The following is an 18,659-nucleotide window of genomic DNA, read 5'->3' as shown; positions in this document are numbered from 1 at the left end:
GATCAATCAGACAGGCCAACAACCCCCTCAAATGACGCTGCGGACGGGTCGTCGGCGTCTTTCTTGCCGCAGCCTACGCCGCGCCATGTTGCGTGCCTTGCATGAACGGGGTAGATGCGCAAAAAACACCATGCATCTATAAGGAAACACCCCATGTCCCAGCCCCTTCGCCTTGGTATTGCCGGTCTGGGCACGGTTGGCATGGGTGTCGTCAGGATCGTCCGCCAGCAAGCGGCGCTGCTGTCGGCGCGCACTGGGCGTGACATCACCATTTCCGCCGTATCGGCGCGGTCAAAGGACAAGGACCGCGGCCTCAGCCTGTCGGACTATGCCTGGGAAACCGATCCCGTGGCGCTGGCCAAACGTGACGACGTGGATGTGTTCGTGGAACTGATGGGCGGCGAGGATGGTCCGGCCAAGGACGCCACAGAAGCCGCCCTTGCCGCGGGCAAGCATGTGGTCACCGCCAACAAGGCAATGCTGGCCATGCACGGTCAGGCGCTGGCCGAACAGGCCGAGGCGGCGCAACGTTCGCTGCGGTTTGAAGCTGCCGTTGCGGGTGGCATTCCGGTGATCAAGGTTCTGACCGAAGGGCTTGCCGGCAACGGCATCACCCGCGTGATGGGTGTGATGAACGGGTCGTGCAACTATATCCTGACGCGGATGGAAACGGCTGGCCTGAGCTATCAGGAGGTGTTCGCCGAGGCTGACGGCCTGGGATACCTTGAGGCCGATCCGCAGCTGGACGTGGGCGGCATTGATGCGGCGCACAAGCTGGCGATCCTGTCGTCGATCGCATTCGGCACCCGTGTCGATTTCGCCGGGATCGAGCTGGAAGGCATCGAACGCATCAGCATCGAGGACATCCGCGCCGCCGCCGACATGGGCTTCAAGATCAAGCTATTGGGCGTGGCGCAAAAGACCGGCCGCGGGCTGGAACAGCGGATGCAGCCGTGCCTTGTGCCCGACACCTCGCCCTTGGGTCAGTTGCAGGGCGGCACAAACATGATCGTGCTGGAAGGCGACGCGGTGGAACAGATCGTCCTGCGCGGTCCCGGTGCGGGTGCCGGCCCCACCGCCAGTGCCGTGATGTCCGATGTCTGCGACATTGCACGCGGCTTTGCTCTGCCGGTCTTTGGCCAACCCGCCACCACGCTGGAGGCAGCCAAGCCGGCGCTGTCGGTGCTGCCTGCGCCCTATTACCTGCGCATGGGGCTGGTCGACAAACCCGGCGCGCTGGCCAAGGTTGCCGCCGCATTGGGCGAGGCCGGTGTCAGCATCGAGCGGATGCGCCAGTATGGTCACGCCGACCTTGAGGCCGCCCAGGTGCTGATCGTCACCCACAAGACCACCCGCGCCAGCCTGGATGTCGCCATCGAGGCCATGGAAGGCACCGGCGTGCTGGCGCAGGCCCCTGTCGCGCTGCGCATCGAACACCTGTAAAGTTGCGCCATTGCGCCCCACCCGCTACATATTTTCCAACACAAATTCACAAGGACCACGCCCATGACTGACGCCGCAAAATTCCAGGATCGTATGTTGTCACTGGGCCTTGCACGGGTGTCCGAAGCCGCTGCTCTGGCCTCGGCCAAGCTGATCGGCCACGGCGACGAAAAGGCCGCGGACCAGGCCGCCGTGAACGCCATGCGCGAACAGCTGAACCTGCTGGACATCGCGGGCGTCGTGGTGATCGGTGAAGGCGAACGCGACGAGGCGCCGATGCTGTTCATCGGTGAAGAGGTCGGCACCGGCAACGGCCCCGGCGTGGACATCGCGCTGGACCCGCTGGAAGGCACCACGCTGACCGCCAAGGACATGCCCAACGCGCTGACGGTGATCGCCATGGGCCCGCGCGGGTCGATGCTGCACGCGCCTGACGTCTACATGGAAAAACTGGCCATCGGTCCGGGCTTTGCCCCCGATACGGTAACGCTGGCCATGAGCCCCGGCGAACGGGTCAAGGCGCTGGCCAAGGCCAAGGGCTGTGAGACCTCGGACATCACGGTCTGTATCCTGGAGCGCCCCCGCCACGCCGACATGATCGCCGAAGTGCGCGCCACAGGTGCCGCGATCCGGCTGATCACCGATGGCGATGTGGCGGGTGTGATGCATTGCGCTGACCCGGACACCGGCATCGACATGTACATGGGCGACGGTGGCGCGCCCGAGGGCGTTCTGGCCGCCGCTGCGCTGAAATGCATGGGCGGGCAAATTTATGGTCGCCTGCTGTTCCGCAACGACGACGAAAAGGGCCGCGCGGCCAAGGCGGGCATCACCGACCTGGACCGTGTCTATACCCGCGACGAGATGGTCACCGAGGATGTGATCTTTGCCGCAACAGGCGTGACCTCGGGATCGCTGTTGCAGGCCGTGCAACGCGAACCGGGCTGGCTGACCTGCGAAACCCTGCTGATGCGGTCGCGCACCGGCTCGGTGCGGCGGATGCAGTATCGCACGCCGGTCTGAGACTGTTTTCGCTTCGGAGCCTGAGGCCGGCCGGCCCTCCGGGGGGAGTTTGTTTGGCAAGATGAAGATGGGGATGTGGCCATGTACTTAGGCGTTGAGACATCCTTGACGGGCCGCCGCTGGGTCGGGCCCGCTGTCGAAGTACAGCGGGCGGCGGACCTGATCGTGCAGCAAAAGGGGCTGCCCGGTCCCGTGGCGCAAGTGCTGGCGCGGCGCGGCGTGGCGGTAGAGGAGGCGGACGCATTTCTGGCCCCTGCCCTGCGGGACCTGCTGCCCGATCCGCGCCTGCTGAAAGACATGGAAAAGGCCGCGACCCGCGTGCTGGAAGCGGTCACGCGGCGCGAGCGGATCGCGATTTTTGCCGATTACGATGTCGATGGCGGAACCTCCGCCGCGCTGTTGCTGGACTGGTTGCGGCAACTGGGGCTGCGGGCGACGCTGTATGTGCCCGACCGCATCGACGAAGGTTATGGCCCCAATGACGCGGCCATGGCCGATCTGGCGTCAAAACATGACCTGATTGTTTGCGTGGATTGCGGAACACTGTCGCACGGGCCGATTGCAGCGGCCGTGGGGGCGGATGTGGTCGTGCTGGATCACCACCTGGGCGGCGAGACGCTGCCCAAGGCGGTGGCGGTGGTGAACCCCAACCGGCAGGACGAGGATGGCGACCTGGGGCACCTGTGCGCCGCTGGCGTGGTGTTCCTGATGCTGGTCGAATGCGGGCGGCAGATGCGTAGCGCGGGCAAGGCAGGGCCGGACCTGATGCGGATGCTGGATCTGGTGGCGCTGGCGACGGTGGCCGATGTGGCACCGCTGATCGGCGTAAACCGCGCCTTTGTGCGTCAGGGCCTGCGGGTGATGGCCGCACGCGAGCGTCCCGGCCTTGCGGCCCTTGCCGATGTGGCGCGGCTCGACACGGCGCCTGCGGCCTATCACCTAGGCTATCTGCTGGGACCGCGCATCAATGCGGGCGGGCGGATCGGTCAGGCCGATCTGGGCGCGCGCCTGCTGGCCACCACCGACCCGCACGAGGCTGCCGCCATGGCCGAGCGGCTGGACCTGCTGAACACCGAGCGGCGTGACATCGAGGCGGCAGTGCGCGCGTCAGCCATGGCGCAGGCCGAGGAGCGGGGCTTTGACGCGCCGCTGGCCTGGGCTGCGGGCGACGGCTGGCATCCCGGCGTGGTGGGTATTGTTGCGGCGCGGCTGAAAGAGGCGTCGAATCGCCCATCGGTGGTGATTGGCATCGAGGATGGAATCGGCAAGGGATCGGGCCGGTCGGTGACAGGCATTGATCTGGGTGCTGCGATCCAGCGGCTGGCCGCTGAAGGGCTGCTGATCAAGGGCGGCGGGCACAAGATGGCCGCGGGGCTGACCGTGCGTGCCGAGATGATTCCGCAAGCCATGGAACGGCTGGGCGTGTTGCTGGCGAAACAGGGAGCGGACCGCATCGGGGTTGCCGACCTGCGGCTGGACGGGACGATGATGCCCGGCGCAGCACAGGTCGAGCTGGCCGAGATGATTGAACAGGCAGGCCCTTATGGCGCCGCTGCGCCCGGTCCGCGTTTTGCCTTTGCCGACATGCAGATCTTTCACGCCAAGCGGGTGGGCGAAAACCACCTGAAACTGAGCTTTGGCGACATCGGTGGCGCGCGCATGGATGCCATCTGTTTCGGTGCTTACGATGGTCCACTGGGTGCCCGGTTGGAGCAACACGGCGGCGCGCGCTTTCATCTGGCGGGGCGTCTGGACATCAACAGCTTCCGTGGACGGCAGAGCGTTCAGCTGCGTCTGGAGGATGCAGCACCCGCCGGATCGTAATTTTGTCAAAGAACTTCATTTTTGGTCTTGCGCCCTGCGGCGCGATTGCATAATCAGCGCCTCACAAGACAGTGGCCCGTTCGTCTATCGGTTAGGACGTCAGGTTTTCAACCTGAAAAGAGGGGTTCGACTCCCCTACGGGCTGCCACTTGTTCTTCCCTCGACAATTGATGAACGCAGGCACGCATTGATGCGCGCCGCACCTATCCCGCCTGTTGCGAGGTCGACTCGTTTGCGTTCAGGCCCCGGCGCAATGCCGGGCTGTAGAAGGTCTGGCGCCCCCGCCCTGCCCGTTTCGACGCATAGAGCGCCACATCCACGTCATCGAGCAGGCTGCGCATGTCCGCACCCGATCCGGGTTCAAAGAACACGGTGCCGATGCTGGCCGAAATGCAGCAATCGTTGCCCTCGAACGGCATCGGCACCTCGAGCCGTTTGATCAGGCGGCTGCCGATACGGCGCAAGGCGGGGATGTCGCGCACGTCGGGCAGGACGATCACGAATTCATCGCCGCCCAGACGCGCCACCGTGTCCTCGCTGCGGGTTTCGTCCACCATGATTCGGGCCACGGTTTGCAGCACATGATCGCCCGCCGCGTGGCCCAGCGTGTCATTGACCAGTTTGAAGAAATCCAGGTCCAGTTGCATCAGCGCGAACTGCGTGCCGCGTTCCAGTGCGCGGGCCATGACGTGATCCATCGCACGGCGGTTTTTCAGCCCCGTCAGCGTGTCGGTAAAGGCCTGTTCCTCGGCGGCGATCATTGCCCCCTGCAGGCGCAGGTTCAGCTTGCGCCAAGCTTCCATCGCGGTCGATTTCGCCTCGACCAGATAGAGCATTTCCGTGGCCAGGTCCGTGGGCGCGAAATCGGCGTGGGTCAGGTCGTACTGGCGCACCCCGTCCACCACCGAGATGCCAAAGGACAGGTTCACGATCAGCACCCCGTCGGGCCCGCAGGCCACGGCCACGCCTTTCAGTTCGGTCACCGGGGAATCGCGCAGTTGCAGGTGCAGCTTGATCCCCGCGTTGTCGCGCAGGTCGCTCATGCTGTTCACCGTGCGCGGCCGTTTCAGGGCAAACACCTCGAGGAAGCGGGCGCCGACCCAGTTCAGGTCCGGGCGCAGCTTGCGCAGGGTGTCGCCCACATGGACAATGTGGCCCGTGTGATTGATCATCACATGCATCGGGCACAGCACGTCCAGCACGGCGGGCATGTTGTCCGGGCCGGTCACAGTGCACCCGCACCCAGGGCGAACCGGCGTCCTTCGGCAAATTCCGTTTCCACCAGCCGGATCGACACCGTTTCCATGCCCTGCGCGCCGCCCTCGAACTCCAGCAGCGCCAGCACGCCATAATCATCTGCCATGGTGCGCAACAGGCCCATCATCACATGGCCAAAGCTGGGAATGCTGGTGCCGCAGATCAGTCCGAAATGCGTGGCGGAATATTCGTGCAGTTCGATATAGGGCAGGATCAGGTCGCTGACCGCGAGGCGTGCGCGGTCCTGGAGATCGTCCAGCGAATGCAGCAGTTCGACAAAGGACACGCCCCCAAAGCGCATCAGCCGCCGCAGTCCTTCGGTGTTGGGATGGCTGACCAGATACGTGCCGACATCCTCCATCAGGTCGGCCTCGCACCGGTTCAGCACCGTGCCCACCGCCGCGATCACCCGTGGCGCCAGCACGTCGTCATAGATCAGCATCGGTTCGAATTCGACAAAGCCCAGATCGGCCAGAGCTGCAGCCTCGGCCCATTTTTCGGGACCGTAGCTGTCGGTCACAAAACATTCGATTGCGCGATAAATTAACCCATGCATGACGATCTCTTTCCCATTCCCGCAACCGTTATGGCGGGCAAAAGTTAAGATGCCGCAAATAGTTAAGATGTGAGCTTTATTGCTGCCTGCGCGGTTCGCGAAATTTCAGAAGTCGGTCGGCGCGCCGCCTTCGGATTTTCGTCGCGCGACAAAGTCGGACAGTTCCGCACGAATTGCGGCGTCCATGGGCGGTTCTTCGAAATTGCTGATGATCTCCCTGAAAATGTGGTGCGCCCGTTCGGGTGTCCAGACGCTGCCCGCCGCCTCCCAGGCTTCGTAGTTTTTCCAATCGCTCAGGAAGGGTTGGTAGAAGGCGGTCGCATAGCGGTCCTGCGTGTGCTGGATGCCAAAGAAATGGCCCGCGCTGCCCACCGACCTGATCGCATCCAGCGCAATCTCGTCCGGTCCCGTGGCCCACAAGGCGGGGTCAAGGTACCGCTGGATCTGTTGCAGCACTTCGCAGTCCATGACGAATTTCTCAGGCGAGGCGATCAACCCGCCCTCAAGCCAGCCTGCCGCGTGATAGACCATATGCGAGCCTGATTGCACCGCCGCCCACAGACTGTTCGAGGTTTCCCACATCGCCTGCCCGTCCGGCACGTTGGCGGCGCAGACCCCGCTGGAGCGCATCGGCAGCTTGTAGAACCGCGCCAGTTGCCCGGTCATCTGGGTCGCGCGCATATATTCCGGCGTGCCAAAAGCCGGCGCCCCCGATTTCATGTCGACGTTCGAGGTAAAGGTGCCGATGGCGCAGGCCGCCCCCGGGCGGATGATCTGTGCCAGCACCACCGCGCACAGCGCCTCGGCCAGCGACTGTGCCACGGCCCCCGACATGGTGACCGGCGCCATCGCCCCCGCCAGCGTGAAAGGTGTCACCACCAGCCCCTGATTGCGCCGTGCCAACCGCATCCAGCCATCCAGCATCGGACCGTCATGCTTGAGCGGCGAGGTCGAATTGATATTGGTGTACATTCTGGGGCTGGCTTCGAATTCGGCGTGGGACCAGCCACCCGAGATGCGCACCATTTCCATCACATCCTCGACCCGTTCAGCGCCCAGGCTGTAGGCGTGGGTGACCTTGTCCGTAAGCGTCAGCGTGTCATAGAGCACGTCCAGGTGGCGAACCGCTGCGTGGATGTCCACCGGTTCGACCGGATAGCCGCCGTTGAAGTGGATGCAGTTGAAATACTGGCTGAGTTTCAACAGGTTCCGGCACATCTCGCGGGTGCCGGGCACCTTGCGGCCCAGTTCCATATCCCAATAGTTCGGCGGGCTTGACACGTTGCCAAAGTTCATGTGGCGGCCACCAATGGTGATCGCGCGGGCGGGATTGCGCGGGGTCAGCGTAAAGGTTTCGGGGGCGAGGGCCAGATAGTCCATGACCATGTCGCGGCCCATACGGACGTTCTGGCCATCAATCGTGCAACCCGCTGTGCGCAGGATGTCCAGCGCCGCGTGGTTCAGGAATTCGATCCCGATCTCTTCCAGAATGCGCATCGCGCCATCATGGATGGCATGAACCCCATCTTCGGTCAGCGGCTCGACGGGGCGGTCCACCAGCAACGGCGGGTTCCAGGGCATCTGGTCGATCACCTCGCTGCCGCGCCGTAGGGCGGCACCTGCGCGACCACCGTTGCGCGGTCTGCGTGGGGCATCTGGCATGGGGTCGTCCTTTGGGCTGCCTGCCCCCAGCAAGCCCCGAAGGCGCGCGACCTACCTTTCCGTTTGCGACAGTGCGCGTCGCTTTTGAGCGGCTTCAGTCCTGCGCGTCCAGCCATGCGGCCAAATGGCCGATGTCGGGCAGAACCACGTCGGCCAAGGGGGAAAGCGTGTCGGCATCGGCCAGCCCGGTCAGCACCGCAACCGTGCGCATGCCCGCCGCGCGTCCTGCGTGCAGATCATGGGTGCTGTCGCCAACCATGACCACCGCTTCGGGTTCAAGCCCTGTGTCCGCGCAAAAGGCCAGCAACTGCCCCGGCGCCGGCTTGCCGCCGTGGCCGCTGTCGAAGCCTGCGATAAAGTCGAAAAAACCAGCGACACCAGCGCCGTTCAGATGCGCCCGGGCCGGAACCTGCGCATCATTGGTCGCCACGCCCAGCTTGATCCCGCGCGCGCGCAGGTCCGTCAGCAACGGGACCAGCGGCACGGTTTCGGCCTGGGGGGCATTTGCAGCCTCTTCGTTCAGGGTGGCCAGCAAGTCGGGCATGGGAAGCTCGGGGAAATGCGGGGCCAGGGCAGTTGCCACCTCTTGGGCGGTGCCCGCAATCACGATGCTGTCGCGGGCAAAGCGGCGGGTGTGCAGGTCAAAACCGATGACCGCGCCTGCCTGTGCGGCACGCACGGTGTCGTTGCCACAGATGCGCAGCAGGAAGGATTCAGCCCAGGCCTCCCATGTGGCTGCGAAATCGAAAAGGGTGCCGTCCTTGTCGAAGATAATGCCGCGGACCTTGGTCATGTCCAGTTCACCTGTTCACCGCCGGGCAGCGCCGCACGGGCGCGCATCGGGGCGTCATAGGACAGGCCAGCGCTGTCACAAAAGGCCACGACCCAGACATCGTCCATCATCACGAAGTCCAGAACCGAGCCCAGAAAGGCCGGATCGGTTGCCCCATTGCGCAGGTCGTCGGCCCCGGCCCCGCTGGCCCCCTGGAACACCGGCAACAGCTCTTCGTTGCCTGCCAGCCATGCCAGCGCCTGCAAGGCAACGGTTTCGGCGGAATTTGGCTTCGTCATCTTCATTCACCCGGTTTGAGGCCAATTTGAAATACTTTCTTAACCATTTGGCGACAGAAAGGAATGACCACTCAACCAAATGCATGAATTTCATCAGAGAGGCATCGGCCATGTATGCCAAGATCCTAATCGTGGACGCGATTGCGACCAACCGGATCGTGCTGAAGGTCAAACTTGCAGCTGCGCAATATTACGTGATGCAAGCCAGCTCGCTGACCGATGCCGCGCATCAGGCCGCGATTTCACCGCCCGATCTGGTGATTTGCGCAAAGTCCCTGCCCGATGGCACCGCCGCGGATCTGGTTAACCTGATGAATGACACGAAACGTGGCAGCGCAGCGCCCGTGATGGCGGTGGCGCCGGGCATTGACGCGAATGCACGGCTGGACCTGCTGGACGCCGGGGTCGAGGATGTCGTCACCGATATTTATGACGATGCCTTGTTGCTGGCGCGCGTGCGCAGCATGTTGCGCGCCCACAACGCGGCAACCGAATGGCAGATCCGCGACGACACAACGCGCGCATTGGGGGTTGCGGAATGCAGCACGCCCTTCATTGGCAAGCCTGATATAACCGTTGTCAGCACGAACCCGATGCTCGGCGCCCGCACGGTCGTCGATTTGCGCAGCCTGATGTCCGCACGGCTGGTCGCAAGCCTGCCGGACCAGGCGCTGAAGCGTCATAACCACGCCACAACCGATGCCGATTTACGCAACACCGATGTGTTTATCCTGTTCGCGGACAAGTCCAACGCCGAGGAAATGCTGTCGCTGTTGTCGTCAATCCGCTCGCATCCCGCCACGCGGTACAGTGCGATCCTGTTCCTCTACCCCGAAGACGCGCCGCTGTTGGGCGCCCGTGCGCTGGACCTGGGGGTCAGTGCGCTGACGCATGCCCGTTCTGACCCGCGGGAACTGGCGATCCGGGTGCGCAAGCTGATGCACCGCAAACTGCTGGCCGACCAATTGCGTGCCACTGTCCGCACGGGGTTGAAGGCCGCGGTCTGCGACCCGCTGACTGGATTGCACAACCGGCGCTATGCCCTGCCCCATCTGGCGCGGCTGGCCGAACGGGCCGGAAACACGGACCGCCCCTTTGCCCTGATGCTGGCCGATCTGGATCATTTCAAAAGCGTGAACGACGTCTATGGCCATGCCGTCGGAGATGCCGTTCTGGTCGAAACCGCCCGCCGTTTGTGCGAAAACCTGCGTGCGGTTGACCTGGTGGCGCGCGTCGGTGGTGAGGAATTTCTGATTGTCCTGCCGGGCGTCGGCCTGAAGGATGCCCGTCGCGCAGCGCACCGGATTTGCCGCCAGATCGGCGACACGCCTTTCGACACAGGCGGCGGGCACGCCCGGATCAATGTCACGGTCAGCATCGGCCTGGCCATGGGCGGACTGCCCGGAGATGCAGCGCGGGCGGCAGAGGACCCTGACGAGGCGGCACGGGCGCTGATGGACCGCGCGGACAAGGCGCTTTATGCAGCCAAGCTCAAGGGGCGCAACCGTGTAAAGCTAAGTCGTCCGGCGGCCTGACGCAGGTGGCCTGCACGTGCCCCGACCAAGCTTCCCTGGGAGAAATGCCCTGACCGGACAGGGCAAAAAGAGGCAGTTTACTCTTTGGGCGGTTTGGGCTTCTTGTCTTTTCCGCGACGCATGAATTCGCTGACACTGTCGGCATAGGCCGCACGGTCCTCGGGTGACATGGCCGCGACATGGGCCAGCCACGCGGCATGCGCCGCCGACTGCACGGTAAGGGCCGCGGTGTTCTGCCGGTCCAGGATTGTCTCCACCTGTGCAGGGTCGAACGGTTCGGCCTTCAGCGCCTCGATCATCGCGGCATAGAGCGCGCGGCGGGCCTGACGGCTGTTGCTGTCTTTGGGCAACTGGTCGCGCACCGCGCGGAAAATCTCGCGCTGGTCATCGCGGGGCAAGGCGCGCACATAGGGTGTGGCATAGCTGATCATGCCCGGCCCCCGCGACGGCGGTCCGCCAAAGCGCGCAAAGGTGCCCGCCAGCACCCCCACCACCGCCAGGTTCAAGGCCAGCGAAACACCAAAAGCGATGCGCATCCAGCGTGGCGCACGGGTGCGCTGTGTTCTTTCGACGTCATCCATCAAATTCGGTTCCTTCATCTTCGACCCAGCCATAGGCCAGAACCTCGACGGGCTCGGCTGTTTCATCCACCTGCTCTGCGACCAGCAGCGTCAGCGCCGCCTGCGGCAGGTATTGTGGCGGGCTGAGACCGATCCAGAATCCCGCACAGGTGGCCGCCAGCAGACCGCCGACGCCCTGCCATCCGCCCAGCAGGCCCCTGAACCATCCGCGCGCCCGCCCGGTCACGACCCCGCCCGGCGCGGGCTGCATCGCCAGACCGTCCGCCAGAACCCGCGCCATCAGCGCGTCGGGCAATTGCGGGGTGCCCGCGTCTTGCAGCCACTGGTCCAGTGCTGCATCGGTCGTATCGTGCCTATCAGCTGTCATCGGAATATCCCAACGCTTGTTTCTGCGGCGCCAATGCCGCCTTGAGCGCCCGTTTTCCCCGTGCGGTCAGGCTTTCCACCGCTTCCACGCCCACGTCCAGAATGTCGGCAATCTCGGGGTTCGCCAAGCCTTCGATGTGGCGCAAGACCACCGCCTGGCGCTGCCGGTCGGGCAAGGTTTGCAATGCCGCGGTCAAGGCGTCCATCCGGGCGCGGGTCTGCAGCTGTCCTTCTGCGCCGGGTGCCGGATCGGCAGGTTCCGCGATGTCGTCCAGCGCGGGCCCGCCGCGCCGCTTGCGCAACCGATCGGTGCACAGGTTGGCCGTGACCCGGAAAAGCCAGGTGGACACCTGTGCGCGGTCGGCCTCCCATTTGGGTGCGATTTTCCACAGGCGCAACATCGCATCCTGTGCCACATCCTCAGCCTCGGCCCGGTCGCCCAGAACCCGAAAGGCGTGGCCGAAGACGCGTGGTGTCAACCGCAGGGTCAACGTGCGTGTCGCCGCCGCATCGCCACGCGCATAGCGTGCCAAAAGCGTGGCGTCATCGGTCTCGGTGTCCTGATCCAGTGGCATATCCATTCCGGTCAGCGGTAGTGAAATGCAGCCCGCCACACAAGATGCGGCGGGCCGGTGTCGTCACGGATCAGTCGTTCGCAGGCTTGTCGTCCTTGGGGCCGTGGCCCTTGCGCATGTGCTGTTCCATTTTCTTGGTCATCTCGGTGAACTCGGCCTCGGAAATGCCACCGCTTTTGTCGGCATCCGCGCGCTCGAACATCTTCGCGCCACGGTCGCCCTTGGGCTTCATTTCGTCCAGGCTCAGCTTGCCGTCCTTGTCCGCATCCAGACGCTCGACCATACGTGCGTGGCGTTCCTTGGCACGGGCTGTGGCGGCTGCCACGGCTTCATCCTCGCTGAAAAAGCCGTCGCCGTCCGTGTCGACCTTGGCCATCCGGGCAGCCCCATGCGCCTGCATTTCTTCCAGCGTGATCTGACCGTCGGCATTGGCGTCCAGATCGGAAAAGCTGGGGCGCTTGTGGCCCTCTGAACCGGCGCGTTCGGCCAGCACAGTTGTACCTGTGATCGAAACAGCGGCACCGATGACCGCGGCGATGAATGTCGTATGTTTCATAAGCTCTTACTCCGGTTTCTTATTCGGACACGGCGCTGTTCGCCGCCCCTTATGCACAGTAAAACGGGGCAGCCAGCGCATTCCGTCGGAAAAAGTTTCGCCCCTGCGCAAAAGCTGCAAAGCGCTTTGTTCGTTCCCGATGCGCGACATCCCGACGCAAGGACAAAACGTGCCATTTCAATTCAGCCGCGCATGGCCCATCTTCCCTTCAACAGACAGGACGCCTTATGCGCGATGACCCTCAAATGGCTGAACAGAACATGACAGACGTAACAGTGAACGACCCAGAAGCCCCCGCCGAGCAGAAAGCCTTGCCTGCCATGGTGCGCGGCTGGCGGAACCGGTGCCCCAATTGCGGACAGGGCCGGTTGCTGAAGGGATACCTGAAGGTATCGCCTGTCTGCACAGTCTGCCGTCAGGACCTGGCGCAGTTCAAGGCAGAAGACGGTCCGGCCTATCTGACCATCCTGATCGTCGGGCATTTGATGGCGCCGTTGCTGCATATCGCCTTTGTGACGTGGCGTCCTGAGCCTTTGGTGCTTTTTACCATCTTTGCGGTTGGCTGTGTCGCCTTGTCGCTTTACCTTCTGCCCAGACTGAAAGGGGCCATTGTTGGCTTCAAATGGGCTCGCAAGATGACCGAGGACGCCACACCGGCTTGATCAGGTTTTTGTGCGGCCTGTCGCATGAGGGCCAAAGATGACCGCCGAACCAAAAATTGACAAATCCCAGATCCGCCATGCCGCCACGGTGATCGTGTTGCGTGACCGCTGGACCAGCCCGCGCATCCTGATGGGACAGCGCGGGGCCAAGGCCGTGTTCATGCCCAACAAGTTCGTGTTTCCGGGAGGTGCGGTCGATCCGGGCGATTATCACGTCCCCCTGGCCGGTGCGCTGCCCGAGGGCTGTGCCGCGCGTATCAGCGAGGACAGCGCGCCCGATATGGCGCATGCCCTGTCCGTTGCCGCCATACGCGAATTGTTCGAGGAAACCGGTCAGGTTCTGGGCCAGCCCGGTGAATGGGACACGGACGTGCCCGACGACTGGACCGACTTTGCCGCCACCGGACACATGCCCCATGCCTCGGCGTTGCAATTCGTGTTTCGTGCCATCACCCCACCGGGGCGCCCGCGCCGGTTCGATGCGCGGTTCTTCTTGGTGGATGCAGATACGCTGGTGACAGATCCCGACGATTTCTCGGCGGCCTCGGACGAGCTGTCGCATTTGCAATGGGTCGGGCTGGACGATGTGCGCAGCTTTGACATGCCGTTCATCACCGAGGTGGTGCTGAGCGAAGTGCAAAAGCGCGCCCAATCGGTCGAGCCGCCCGCGAGCGTGCCCTTTTTCAAGAACAACGAGGAAGAAAACCTGTTCCTGCGCCTGCGTGGTCACCGGCCCACCGATTAAGGAGCGTCAGATCACCAGCACCAGTGTCAGAATCGACGCGCCCAGCACCGCCATGCCCGCCCATTCGCGCAGGCTGACCCGTTCGCGAAAGAAAAGCACCGTGGCCATCAGGCTGAAAATCAGCTCGACCTGCCCCAGCGCGTTCACATAGGCCACGTTCTGCAAGGTAAAGGCGGTGAACCAGCAGAACGACCCCAAGAGCGAGGTCAGGCCGATCCACACCGCCACCCGGCGTGCGCGCCAGACGGCTGTCATCTGGCCCACTTCGCGCAGGCGCAACCAGATCGCCATGCCCACAAGCTGCATCGCGGTCACACAAGCCAGCGTCAGCCCCGCGCGCGCCAGCGGGTCTTCAAGCGGCAATTGCAATGACGCGCCGCGATAGCACACGCCGGAAACCGCAAAGAGGATACCCGACAGCAACCCCAGACCCGCCGCCCGGTTCGCCAGATCGCGCAGGCCCCAGCGCACCAGGTCCGGCGGAGCAGACAGCAGCAGCACGCCAAACAGCCCCAGCGCAATCGCGCCGAACCCCGGCAGGCTCACGCCTTCGCCCAGCAGCACGTACCCCACGAGAACAGTCTGGATCACTTCGGTTTTCTTGAAAGTGATTCCAACCGCAAAATTGCGCGCCTTGAACAACATCACCACACAGACCGTCGCCAGCACCTGAGCCAGTCCGCCAAATGCGCCATAGAGCCAAAAGGCCGCCGTCAGCGGTGGCTGCGCCTGTCCCGTGGTGTGGAAATAGACATAGGTCAGCACGGCAACCAACGGCGCGGAATAGAGGAACCGCGCAAAGGTAGCACCCGCCGCAGACAGTTGCGTGGTCGCCAGCTTTTTCTGCAGGACGAAACGCAGCGTCTGGAAAAACGCGGCCGCAAGGGTGATGGGAATCCAAAGGCTCATGCCCCGTCTTGCCGCGAATTCCGTGCCTGCACCAGACGAAACGTCTGGACGGCCACAATCCCCTGCATGGCACCGCCGCGTGCCGGATTACAGTTTGGGGTTCGGGTTCTCGGTGTGTCCGTCCACGGCAATCACCTGCCCCGACACCATCCGCGCGGCACTCGATCCCAGAAACACCGCCATATTGGCAATGTCCTGCGCCTCGACAAAGGACCGCATCGAGGTGCCCGAGGCGTATCCCTCGTAGACCTCGTCGCGGGTCATCCCCTTGGCCTCGGCCTCGCGTTCCAGGACGCCTTCCATGCGCGGGCCTTCGACGCTGCCCGGACAGATCGCATTGCAGCGTATGCCGAAGGGCCCCAGTTCCATCGCCAGCGTTTTCATCAGGCCGATCACCCCCCATTTCGCCGCCGCATATGGCGAGCGGTAGGGATAGCCGAATTGCCCGGCTGTCGATGAGGTCAGGATCATCGCCCCGCCCCCGGCCTTTTTCATCAGGGGGGCTGCATATTTCGCCGCCAGGAACGCCCCTTCCAGATTGACGCTCATACAGGTGCGCCAGTCATCCAGCGATACGTCCTCGACCGCAGCGGTGGGCCCCGCGATACCCGCATTGGCACAGACAACGTCCACGGTTTTGATCCGGTCGAACACCTCGCGCATGTGGCCTTCGTCCGCGACATTGGCGCCGATCCCTGTCCAGTCTTCGGGAAGGTCCGACAGCGCCGAACTGTCCAGATCGGTCACCCAAACGTCGTACCCGGCGGCGTCAAAGGCATCAGCCATCGCGCGGCCAATCCCGCGGGCCCCTGCGGTGATCAGAACCCGCCTCAAGGTCGCTGCCCCACTGCGCGCCCCATGCCAGCGGGTGCATCCAGCGCCGCGTGCGCGGTGGCGACCCGTTCCAGTGCCGACAGGACATGTGGCGCAGGTTCAGACGGGCGGCGTGTCTTCAGGCTGACGTGCAGCAGGAAATGCTCGCCTGTCGCCAGCAGGGTCTCACCTGCGTACATCTCGTGGAACAGGTGCATCTTTTTGCCGGCACCTGACAGCACTTGCGTGCGCACGTCGATCACGGTCCCGGCCAGCGCCTCGTTCACGTGGCGGATGTGCGTCTCGGCGGTGAAATAGCTGCCACCTGCGCTGATGTATTCCGCATCGCACCCGATCATCTCCATAAAGCGGTCGGTGGCATCGCAGAAGGCTTGCAGGTACTTCGCCTCGTTCATGTGACCGTTGTAGTCGGTCCAGTCCAACGGCACGGCGCGGTGAACGGTCAGAAGCGGCGCCGACACGTCGTCCAGATCGTCCACCCGTGCCGCCAACGGCGACCCCGCGCGCAGCGTCTTTTCCTGCGCGTTCATCAAAGCCCCTGCGCCCCAATCCTGCGCCTTCAACGCGCGCATCATCGACACAAGGTTGGTGTCGCGAATACGCTCAAGCTCGCGGATCGAATAGGCCCCTGACTGGTCATCGGACTGGCCCGCGATCAAATCCACCAACTCGTCGGTGAACTCGGGCACATCCATCAGCTTGGTCCACGGCCATTTCAGCGCGGGGCCGAACTGTGCCATGAAATGTTTCATGCCTGCCTCGCCGCCCGCGACGCGGTAGGTCTCGAACAGGCCCATCTGCGCCCAGCGGATGCCAAAGCCGTAGCGGATCGCGTTGTCGATTTCTTCGGTGGTGGCCACGCCGTCCTTGACCAGCCAAAGCGCCTCGCGCCAGACGGCCTCGAGAAAACGGTCCGCGATATGCGCGTCGATTTCCTTGCGCACGCGCAGGGGATAAAAGCCCATGGCTTTCAGTATCGTGTCAGCACCATCGAGAAAGGCAGCTGTGTTCGCTTCGGTCGGCACAACCTCGATCAGCGGCAACAGGTAAACGGGATTGAACGGGTGCGCGACGATGATCTGTTCGGGACGCAGCGCCCCCTCTTGCAGTTCGGAAGGCTTGAAGCCGGATGTCGACGAGCCGATCACGGCCTCGGGCGAACAGGCCTTTTGGATTTCGGCCAAGGTTGTGTGCTTGATCGCCAACTGCTCTGGCACGCTTTCCTGGACCCATACGGCCCCGTCCACAGCACCCGCAATTGTGTCGTGAAAGGTCAGCTTGCCCTCGGTCGGCAGGGCCACGTCAACCATCCCGGGAAGCGAGCGGCGCGCATTGGCCATGACCTCGCCCACCTTGCGTTCGGCTTGCGGGTCGGGGTCGAAAATTTGCACATCCCAGCCGTTCAGAGCAAAACGCGCAGCCCAGCCACCCCCGATTACACCGCCGCCGATGATGGCTGCCACTTGTTTATTCATATGATACCCCGTTCACTCATGAAGTTGTACTTCACTGTATTTAGATCGTTCTTCCGCACAGCCTAGGGCTGTTTTGCAAGGTGCGTCAGATCATATCCATTGAAATCCAGAACCTCGCGGGCCGCGGCGATACGGTCCGCACCGCCGCTGGTACTGCGGTCCAATATCCAGCCCCAGCGGCCATCTGGCGTGCCCACCGCCGCTGTGCGAAAGCCGTCATCGACCCACAGCACCCACAGCGTGCGATCTGCGGCGCCGGAAGGATCGCGCAGCGCATAGCGTCCCTGCCCGGTTGCCGTGGCTGGCCAGACTTCCGCGACGGTGCCGCATTGGCCCGTCGCATCGCAGCGGTGTCGCAACAACGTGAAAGCTGTCCCGTCCTGCCGTGCTGTTACCCCGCGCAGGTCTGCATCCTGCGGATAGGCCGCGCGCACCACCCAGTCACCGGCGAAACGCTGTGCCTCGAACCGTGTGGTCGAGGCGATGATGGTCGCGGTATCGCGATGCCCGGTCACGGCAGGCACCCTGGCGCAACCTGCCAAAAGGATCAGCCCCAGACCGATCGCACATGCGGTGCTGCGCAACCGCTCAGGCCCTTGGCGCACGTTTGACCAGCCCCAGCTTTTCGCGGACTTCGGCAGGACCGATGACCCGCGCGCCCATGTTTTCAATGATCGTGCCTGCACGTTCGACCAGCTGCCAGTTTTCCGCCAGCACGCCCTTGTCCAGCCACAGGTTGTCCTCAAGCCCGACGCGCACGTGCCCGCCTGCCAGCACGGATGCCGCGACATAGGCCATCTGGTTGCGTCCCAGACCAAAGGCCGAGAAGGTCCAGTCGTCGGGCACGTTGTTCACCATCGCCATAAAGGTGTTCAGATCATCGGGTGCGCCCCACGGCACGCCCATGCACAGCTGGACCAACGCGGGGCTGTCCAGAACGCCGTCTTTCACCAGCTGTTTGGCGTACCAAAGATGGCCGGTGTCAAAGGCCTCGATCTCGGGTTTGACACCCAGTTCGGTCATCATCCGCCCCATGGCAACCAACATGCCCGGCGTGTTGGTCATGACGTAATCGGCTTCGGCAAAGTTCATCGTGCCGCAGTCCAGCGTGCAGATCTCGGGCAGGCATTCGGCCACATGGGCCACCCGTTCGCTTGCGCCTGCCATGTCGGTGCCTGCCTTGCTCAGCTGCATCGGATTCTCGACATCGCCAAAGGTGATGTCGCCCCCCATGCCCGCCGTCAGGTTCAGCACCACGTCGGTGTCGCTGTCACGGATGCGGTCGGTGACCTCGCGGAACATCGCCAGATCGCGGCTGGGCGCGCCGGTTTCAGGGTCGCGGACGTGGCAATGCACCACGGCGGCACCGGCCTTGGCGGCGACGATTGCACTTTCGGCAATCTGTTTGGGGCTGCGCGGTACGTGATGGCTGCGATCCTGCGTAGCCCCCGAACCGGTCACAGCACAGGTGATAAAGACATCTTTGTTCATGGCCAGTGGCATCGCAGGGCTCCCCCGTAATTCATCTTGCGTTACAGCATATTATGGCGGCATCCTCGCAGCATACTTGACGAAATGCGAAAGG

General features: G+C 63.7%; 20 protein-coding genes and 1 tRNA gene. 7 read left to right on the top strand and 14 right to left on the bottom strand.

The features are described 5' to 3' along the window. Positions 1 to 153: 153 nt before the first annotated feature. From BUC08_RS00655 to BUC08_RS00640, 4 genes are all read left to right on the top strand, one after another. Positions 154 to 1,443 (top strand): homoserine dehydrogenase, encoded by a 1,290-nt coding sequence (locus BUC08_RS00655; RefSeq protein ID WP_037921663.1) that lies wholly within the window; start codon positions 154 to 156, stop codon positions 1,441 to 1,443. Between the two features lie 63 nt (positions 1,444 to 1,506). Beyond that, complete coding sequence (gene glpX, locus BUC08_RS00650; protein ID WP_037921667.1) at positions 1,507 to 2,466, top strand: class II fructose-bisphosphatase; 960 nt, start codon at positions 1,507 to 1,509, stop codon at positions 2,464 to 2,466. Positions 2,467 to 2,547: 81 nt separating this feature from the next. Further along, positions 2,548 to 4,290: a single-stranded-DNA-specific exonuclease RecJ gene (recJ, locus tag BUC08_RS00645; protein WP_037921671.1), complete on the top strand. Its 1,743-nt coding sequence runs from the start codon at positions 2,548 to 2,550 to the stop codon at positions 4,288 to 4,290. A 73-nt stretch (positions 4,291 to 4,363) separates the two neighbouring features. Further along, positions 4,364 to 4,438, top strand: a tRNA-Glu gene (locus BUC08_RS00640). 55 nt (positions 4,439 to 4,493) lie between these two features. Here the strand turns inward: BUC08_RS00640 and BUC08_RS00635 are convergent. From BUC08_RS00635 to BUC08_RS00615, 5 genes are all read right to left on the bottom strand, one after another. Further along, positions 4,494 to 5,519 (bottom strand): diguanylate cyclase domain-containing protein, encoded by a 1,026-nt coding sequence (locus BUC08_RS00635; protein WP_318173668.1) that lies wholly within the window; start codon positions 5,517 to 5,519, stop codon positions 4,494 to 4,496. Beyond that, entirely contained in the window at positions 5,516 to 6,103 is a 588-nt protein-coding gene (locus BUC08_RS00630) for a heme NO-binding domain-containing protein (RefSeq protein ID WP_037921673.1), read from the bottom strand. The genes BUC08_RS00635 and BUC08_RS00630 overlap by 4 nt, the downstream gene beginning before the upstream one ends. 105 nt (positions 6,104 to 6,208) lie before the next feature. After that, positions 6,209 to 7,765, bottom strand: a complete 1,557-nt coding sequence (locus BUC08_RS00625) for a trimethylamine methyltransferase family protein (protein ID WP_037921674.1) — start codon at positions 7,763 to 7,765, stop codon at positions 6,209 to 6,211. A gap of 94 nt (positions 7,766 to 7,859) precedes the next feature. Continuing rightward, positions 7,860 to 8,558: an HAD family hydrolase gene (locus BUC08_RS00620; protein WP_174861679.1), complete on the bottom strand. Its 699-nt coding sequence runs from the start codon at positions 8,556 to 8,558 to the stop codon at positions 7,860 to 7,862. Then, positions 8,555 to 8,842, bottom strand: a complete 288-nt coding sequence (locus tag BUC08_RS00615) for a DUF3572 domain-containing protein (protein WP_037921679.1) — start codon at positions 8,840 to 8,842, stop codon at positions 8,555 to 8,557. The genes BUC08_RS00620 and BUC08_RS00615 overlap by 4 nt, the downstream gene beginning before the upstream one ends. Before the next feature lie 104 nt (positions 8,843 to 8,946). Between BUC08_RS00615 and BUC08_RS00610 the strand changes: the two genes are divergently transcribed. Beyond that, positions 8,947 to 10,371: a diguanylate cyclase gene (locus BUC08_RS00610; protein WP_037922172.1), complete on the top strand. Its 1,425-nt coding sequence runs from the start codon at positions 8,947 to 8,949 to the stop codon at positions 10,369 to 10,371. A gap of 77 nt (positions 10,372 to 10,448) precedes the next feature. Here BUC08_RS00610 and BUC08_RS00605 read toward each other — a convergent pair whose 3' ends face one another. The 4 genes from BUC08_RS00605 to BUC08_RS00590 form a co-directional block, all read right to left on the bottom strand. Next, positions 10,449 to 10,952, bottom strand: a complete 504-nt coding sequence (locus BUC08_RS00605) for a periplasmic heavy metal sensor (protein ID WP_037921681.1) — start codon at positions 10,950 to 10,952, stop codon at positions 10,449 to 10,451. Then, complete coding sequence (locus BUC08_RS00600) at positions 10,945 to 11,319, bottom strand: hypothetical protein (protein ID WP_051693902.1); 375 nt, start codon at positions 11,317 to 11,319, stop codon at positions 10,945 to 10,947. Before BUC08_RS00600 ends, BUC08_RS00605 begins: the two co-directional genes overlap by 8 nt. Beyond that, complete coding sequence (locus BUC08_RS00595; RefSeq protein ID WP_028955955.1) at positions 11,309 to 11,899, bottom strand: RNA polymerase sigma factor; 591 nt, start codon at positions 11,897 to 11,899, stop codon at positions 11,309 to 11,311. Before BUC08_RS00595 ends, BUC08_RS00600 begins: the two co-directional genes overlap by 11 nt. A 64-nt stretch (positions 11,900 to 11,963) precedes the next feature. Next, the gene (locus BUC08_RS00590) at positions 11,964 to 12,449 is read right to left on the bottom strand and encodes an EF-hand domain-containing protein (RefSeq protein ID WP_051693905.1); all 486 of its coding nucleotides are present in this window, start codon (positions 12,447 to 12,449) and stop codon (positions 11,964 to 11,966) included. A 260-nt stretch (positions 12,450 to 12,709) separates the two neighbouring features. On the opposite strand from BUC08_RS00590, the gene BUC08_RS00585 reads away from it, so the two are divergent. Further along, positions 12,710 to 13,111, top strand: coding sequence for a DUF983 domain-containing protein (locus tag BUC08_RS00585; protein ID WP_037922178.1), 402 nt, complete (start codon positions 12,710 to 12,712; stop codon positions 13,109 to 13,111). A 37-nt stretch (positions 13,112 to 13,148) separates the two neighbouring features. Then, complete coding sequence (locus tag BUC08_RS00580) at positions 13,149 to 13,856, top strand: NUDIX hydrolase (RefSeq protein WP_037921683.1); 708 nt, start codon at positions 13,149 to 13,151, stop codon at positions 13,854 to 13,856. Positions 13,857 to 13,862: 6 nt separating this feature from the next. Here BUC08_RS00580 and BUC08_RS00575 read toward each other — a convergent pair whose 3' ends face one another. The 5 genes from BUC08_RS00575 to BUC08_RS00555 all read right to left on the bottom strand — a co-directional run bounded on the left by BUC08_RS00575 (position 13,863) and on the right by BUC08_RS00555 (position 18,577). Beyond that, positions 13,863 to 14,765, bottom strand: coding sequence for a DMT family transporter (locus tag BUC08_RS00575; protein WP_037921685.1), 903 nt, complete (start codon positions 14,763 to 14,765; stop codon positions 13,863 to 13,865). 87 nt (positions 14,766 to 14,852) lie between these two features. Beyond that, positions 14,853 to 15,551, bottom strand: a complete 699-nt coding sequence (locus BUC08_RS00570; RefSeq protein WP_051693906.1) for an SDR family oxidoreductase — start codon at positions 15,549 to 15,551, stop codon at positions 14,853 to 14,855. A gap of 44 nt (positions 15,552 to 15,595) precedes the next feature. Further along, a complete protein-coding gene (locus BUC08_RS00565; RefSeq protein ID WP_037921689.1) occupies positions 15,596 to 17,074 on the bottom strand; it encodes a carnitine 3-dehydrogenase in 1,479 nt (492 codons plus the stop codon). 62 nt (positions 17,075 to 17,136) lie between these two features. Further along, positions 17,137 to 17,589 (bottom strand): lipocalin family protein, encoded by a 453-nt coding sequence (locus tag BUC08_RS00560; RefSeq protein ID WP_234973730.1) that lies wholly within the window; start codon positions 17,587 to 17,589, stop codon positions 17,137 to 17,139. Positions 17,590 to 17,662: 73 nt separating this feature from the next. Beyond that, positions 17,663 to 18,577 carry a 3-dehydrocarnitine:acetyl-CoA trimethylamine transferase BcoG gene (locus BUC08_RS00555; RefSeq protein ID WP_037921691.1) on the bottom strand — a complete coding sequence of 305 codons (915 nt, stop codon included), beginning with the start codon at positions 18,575 to 18,577 and terminating at the stop codon, positions 17,663 to 17,665. Positions 18,578 to 18,659 lie beyond the last annotated feature (82 nt).

This window comes from Pseudosulfitobacter pseudonitzschiae (assembly GCF_900129395.1).
GTDB lineage: Bacteria > Pseudomonadota > Alphaproteobacteria > Rhodobacterales > Rhodobacteraceae > Pseudosulfitobacter > Pseudosulfitobacter pseudonitzschiae.
Note: the sequence above shows the minus strand (reverse complement) of the source record. Positions and strands in the feature narration are given on the sequence as shown.

What these genes read in the sequence shown, in the direction of transcription:
- BUC08_RS00655 (WP_037921663.1), top strand. Translation starts at nt 154, where the DNA reads ATGTCCCAGCCCCTTCGCCTTGGTATTGCCGGTCTGGGCACGGTTGGC.
- BUC08_RS00620 (WP_174861679.1), bottom strand. Translation starts at nt 8,558, where the DNA reads ATGACCAAGGTCCGCGGCATTATCTTCGACAAGGACGGCACCCTTTTC.
- BUC08_RS00570 (WP_051693906.1), bottom strand. Translation starts at nt 15,551, where the DNA reads ATGGCTGATGCCTTTGACGCCGCCGGGTACGACGTTTGGGTGACCGAT.
- BUC08_RS00590 (WP_051693905.1), bottom strand. Translation starts at nt 12,449, where the DNA reads ATGAAACATACGACATTCATCGCCGCGGTCATCGGTGCCGCTGTTTCG.
- BUC08_RS00565 (WP_037921689.1), bottom strand. Translation starts at nt 17,074, where the DNA reads ATGAATAAACAAGTGGCAGCCATCATCGGCGGCGGTGTAATCGGGGGT.
- BUC08_RS00605 (WP_037921681.1), bottom strand. Translation starts at nt 10,952, where the DNA reads ATGGATGACGTCGAAAGAACACAGCGCACCCGTGCGCCACGCTGGATG.
- BUC08_RS00600 (WP_051693902.1), bottom strand. Translation starts at nt 11,319, where the DNA reads ATGACAGCTGATAGGCACGATACGACCGATGCAGCACTGGACCAGTGG.
- BUC08_RS00555 (WP_037921691.1), bottom strand. Translation starts at nt 18,577, where the DNA reads ATGCCACTGGCCATGAACAAAGATGTCTTTATCACCTGTGCTGTGACC.
- BUC08_RS00595 (WP_028955955.1), bottom strand. Translation starts at nt 11,899, where the DNA reads ATGGATATGCCACTGGATCAGGACACCGAGACCGATGACGCCACGCTT.
- BUC08_RS00625 (WP_037921674.1), bottom strand. Translation starts at nt 7,765, where the DNA reads ATGCCAGATGCCCCACGCAGACCGCGCAACGGTGGTCGCGCAGGTGCC.
- BUC08_RS00580 (WP_037921683.1), top strand. Translation starts at nt 13,149, where the DNA reads ATGACCGCCGAACCAAAAATTGACAAATCCCAGATCCGCCATGCCGCC.
- recJ (WP_037921671.1), top strand. Translation starts at nt 2,548, where the DNA reads ATGTACTTAGGCGTTGAGACATCCTTGACGGGCCGCCGCTGGGTCGGG.
- BUC08_RS00585 (WP_037922178.1), top strand. Translation starts at nt 12,710, where the DNA reads ATGACAGACGTAACAGTGAACGACCCAGAAGCCCCCGCCGAGCAGAAA.
- glpX (WP_037921667.1), top strand. Translation starts at nt 1,507, where the DNA reads ATGACTGACGCCGCAAAATTCCAGGATCGTATGTTGTCACTGGGCCTT.
- BUC08_RS00630 (WP_037921673.1), bottom strand. Translation starts at nt 6,103, where the DNA reads ATGCATGGGTTAATTTATCGCGCAATCGAATGTTTTGTGACCGACAGC.
- BUC08_RS00610 (WP_037922172.1), top strand. Translation starts at nt 8,947, where the DNA reads ATGTATGCCAAGATCCTAATCGTGGACGCGATTGCGACCAACCGGATC.
- BUC08_RS00575 (WP_037921685.1), bottom strand. Translation starts at nt 14,765, where the DNA reads ATGAGCCTTTGGATTCCCATCACCCTTGCGGCCGCGTTTTTCCAGACG.
- BUC08_RS00615 (WP_037921679.1), bottom strand. Translation starts at nt 8,842, where the DNA reads ATGAAGATGACGAAGCCAAATTCCGCCGAAACCGTTGCCTTGCAGGCG.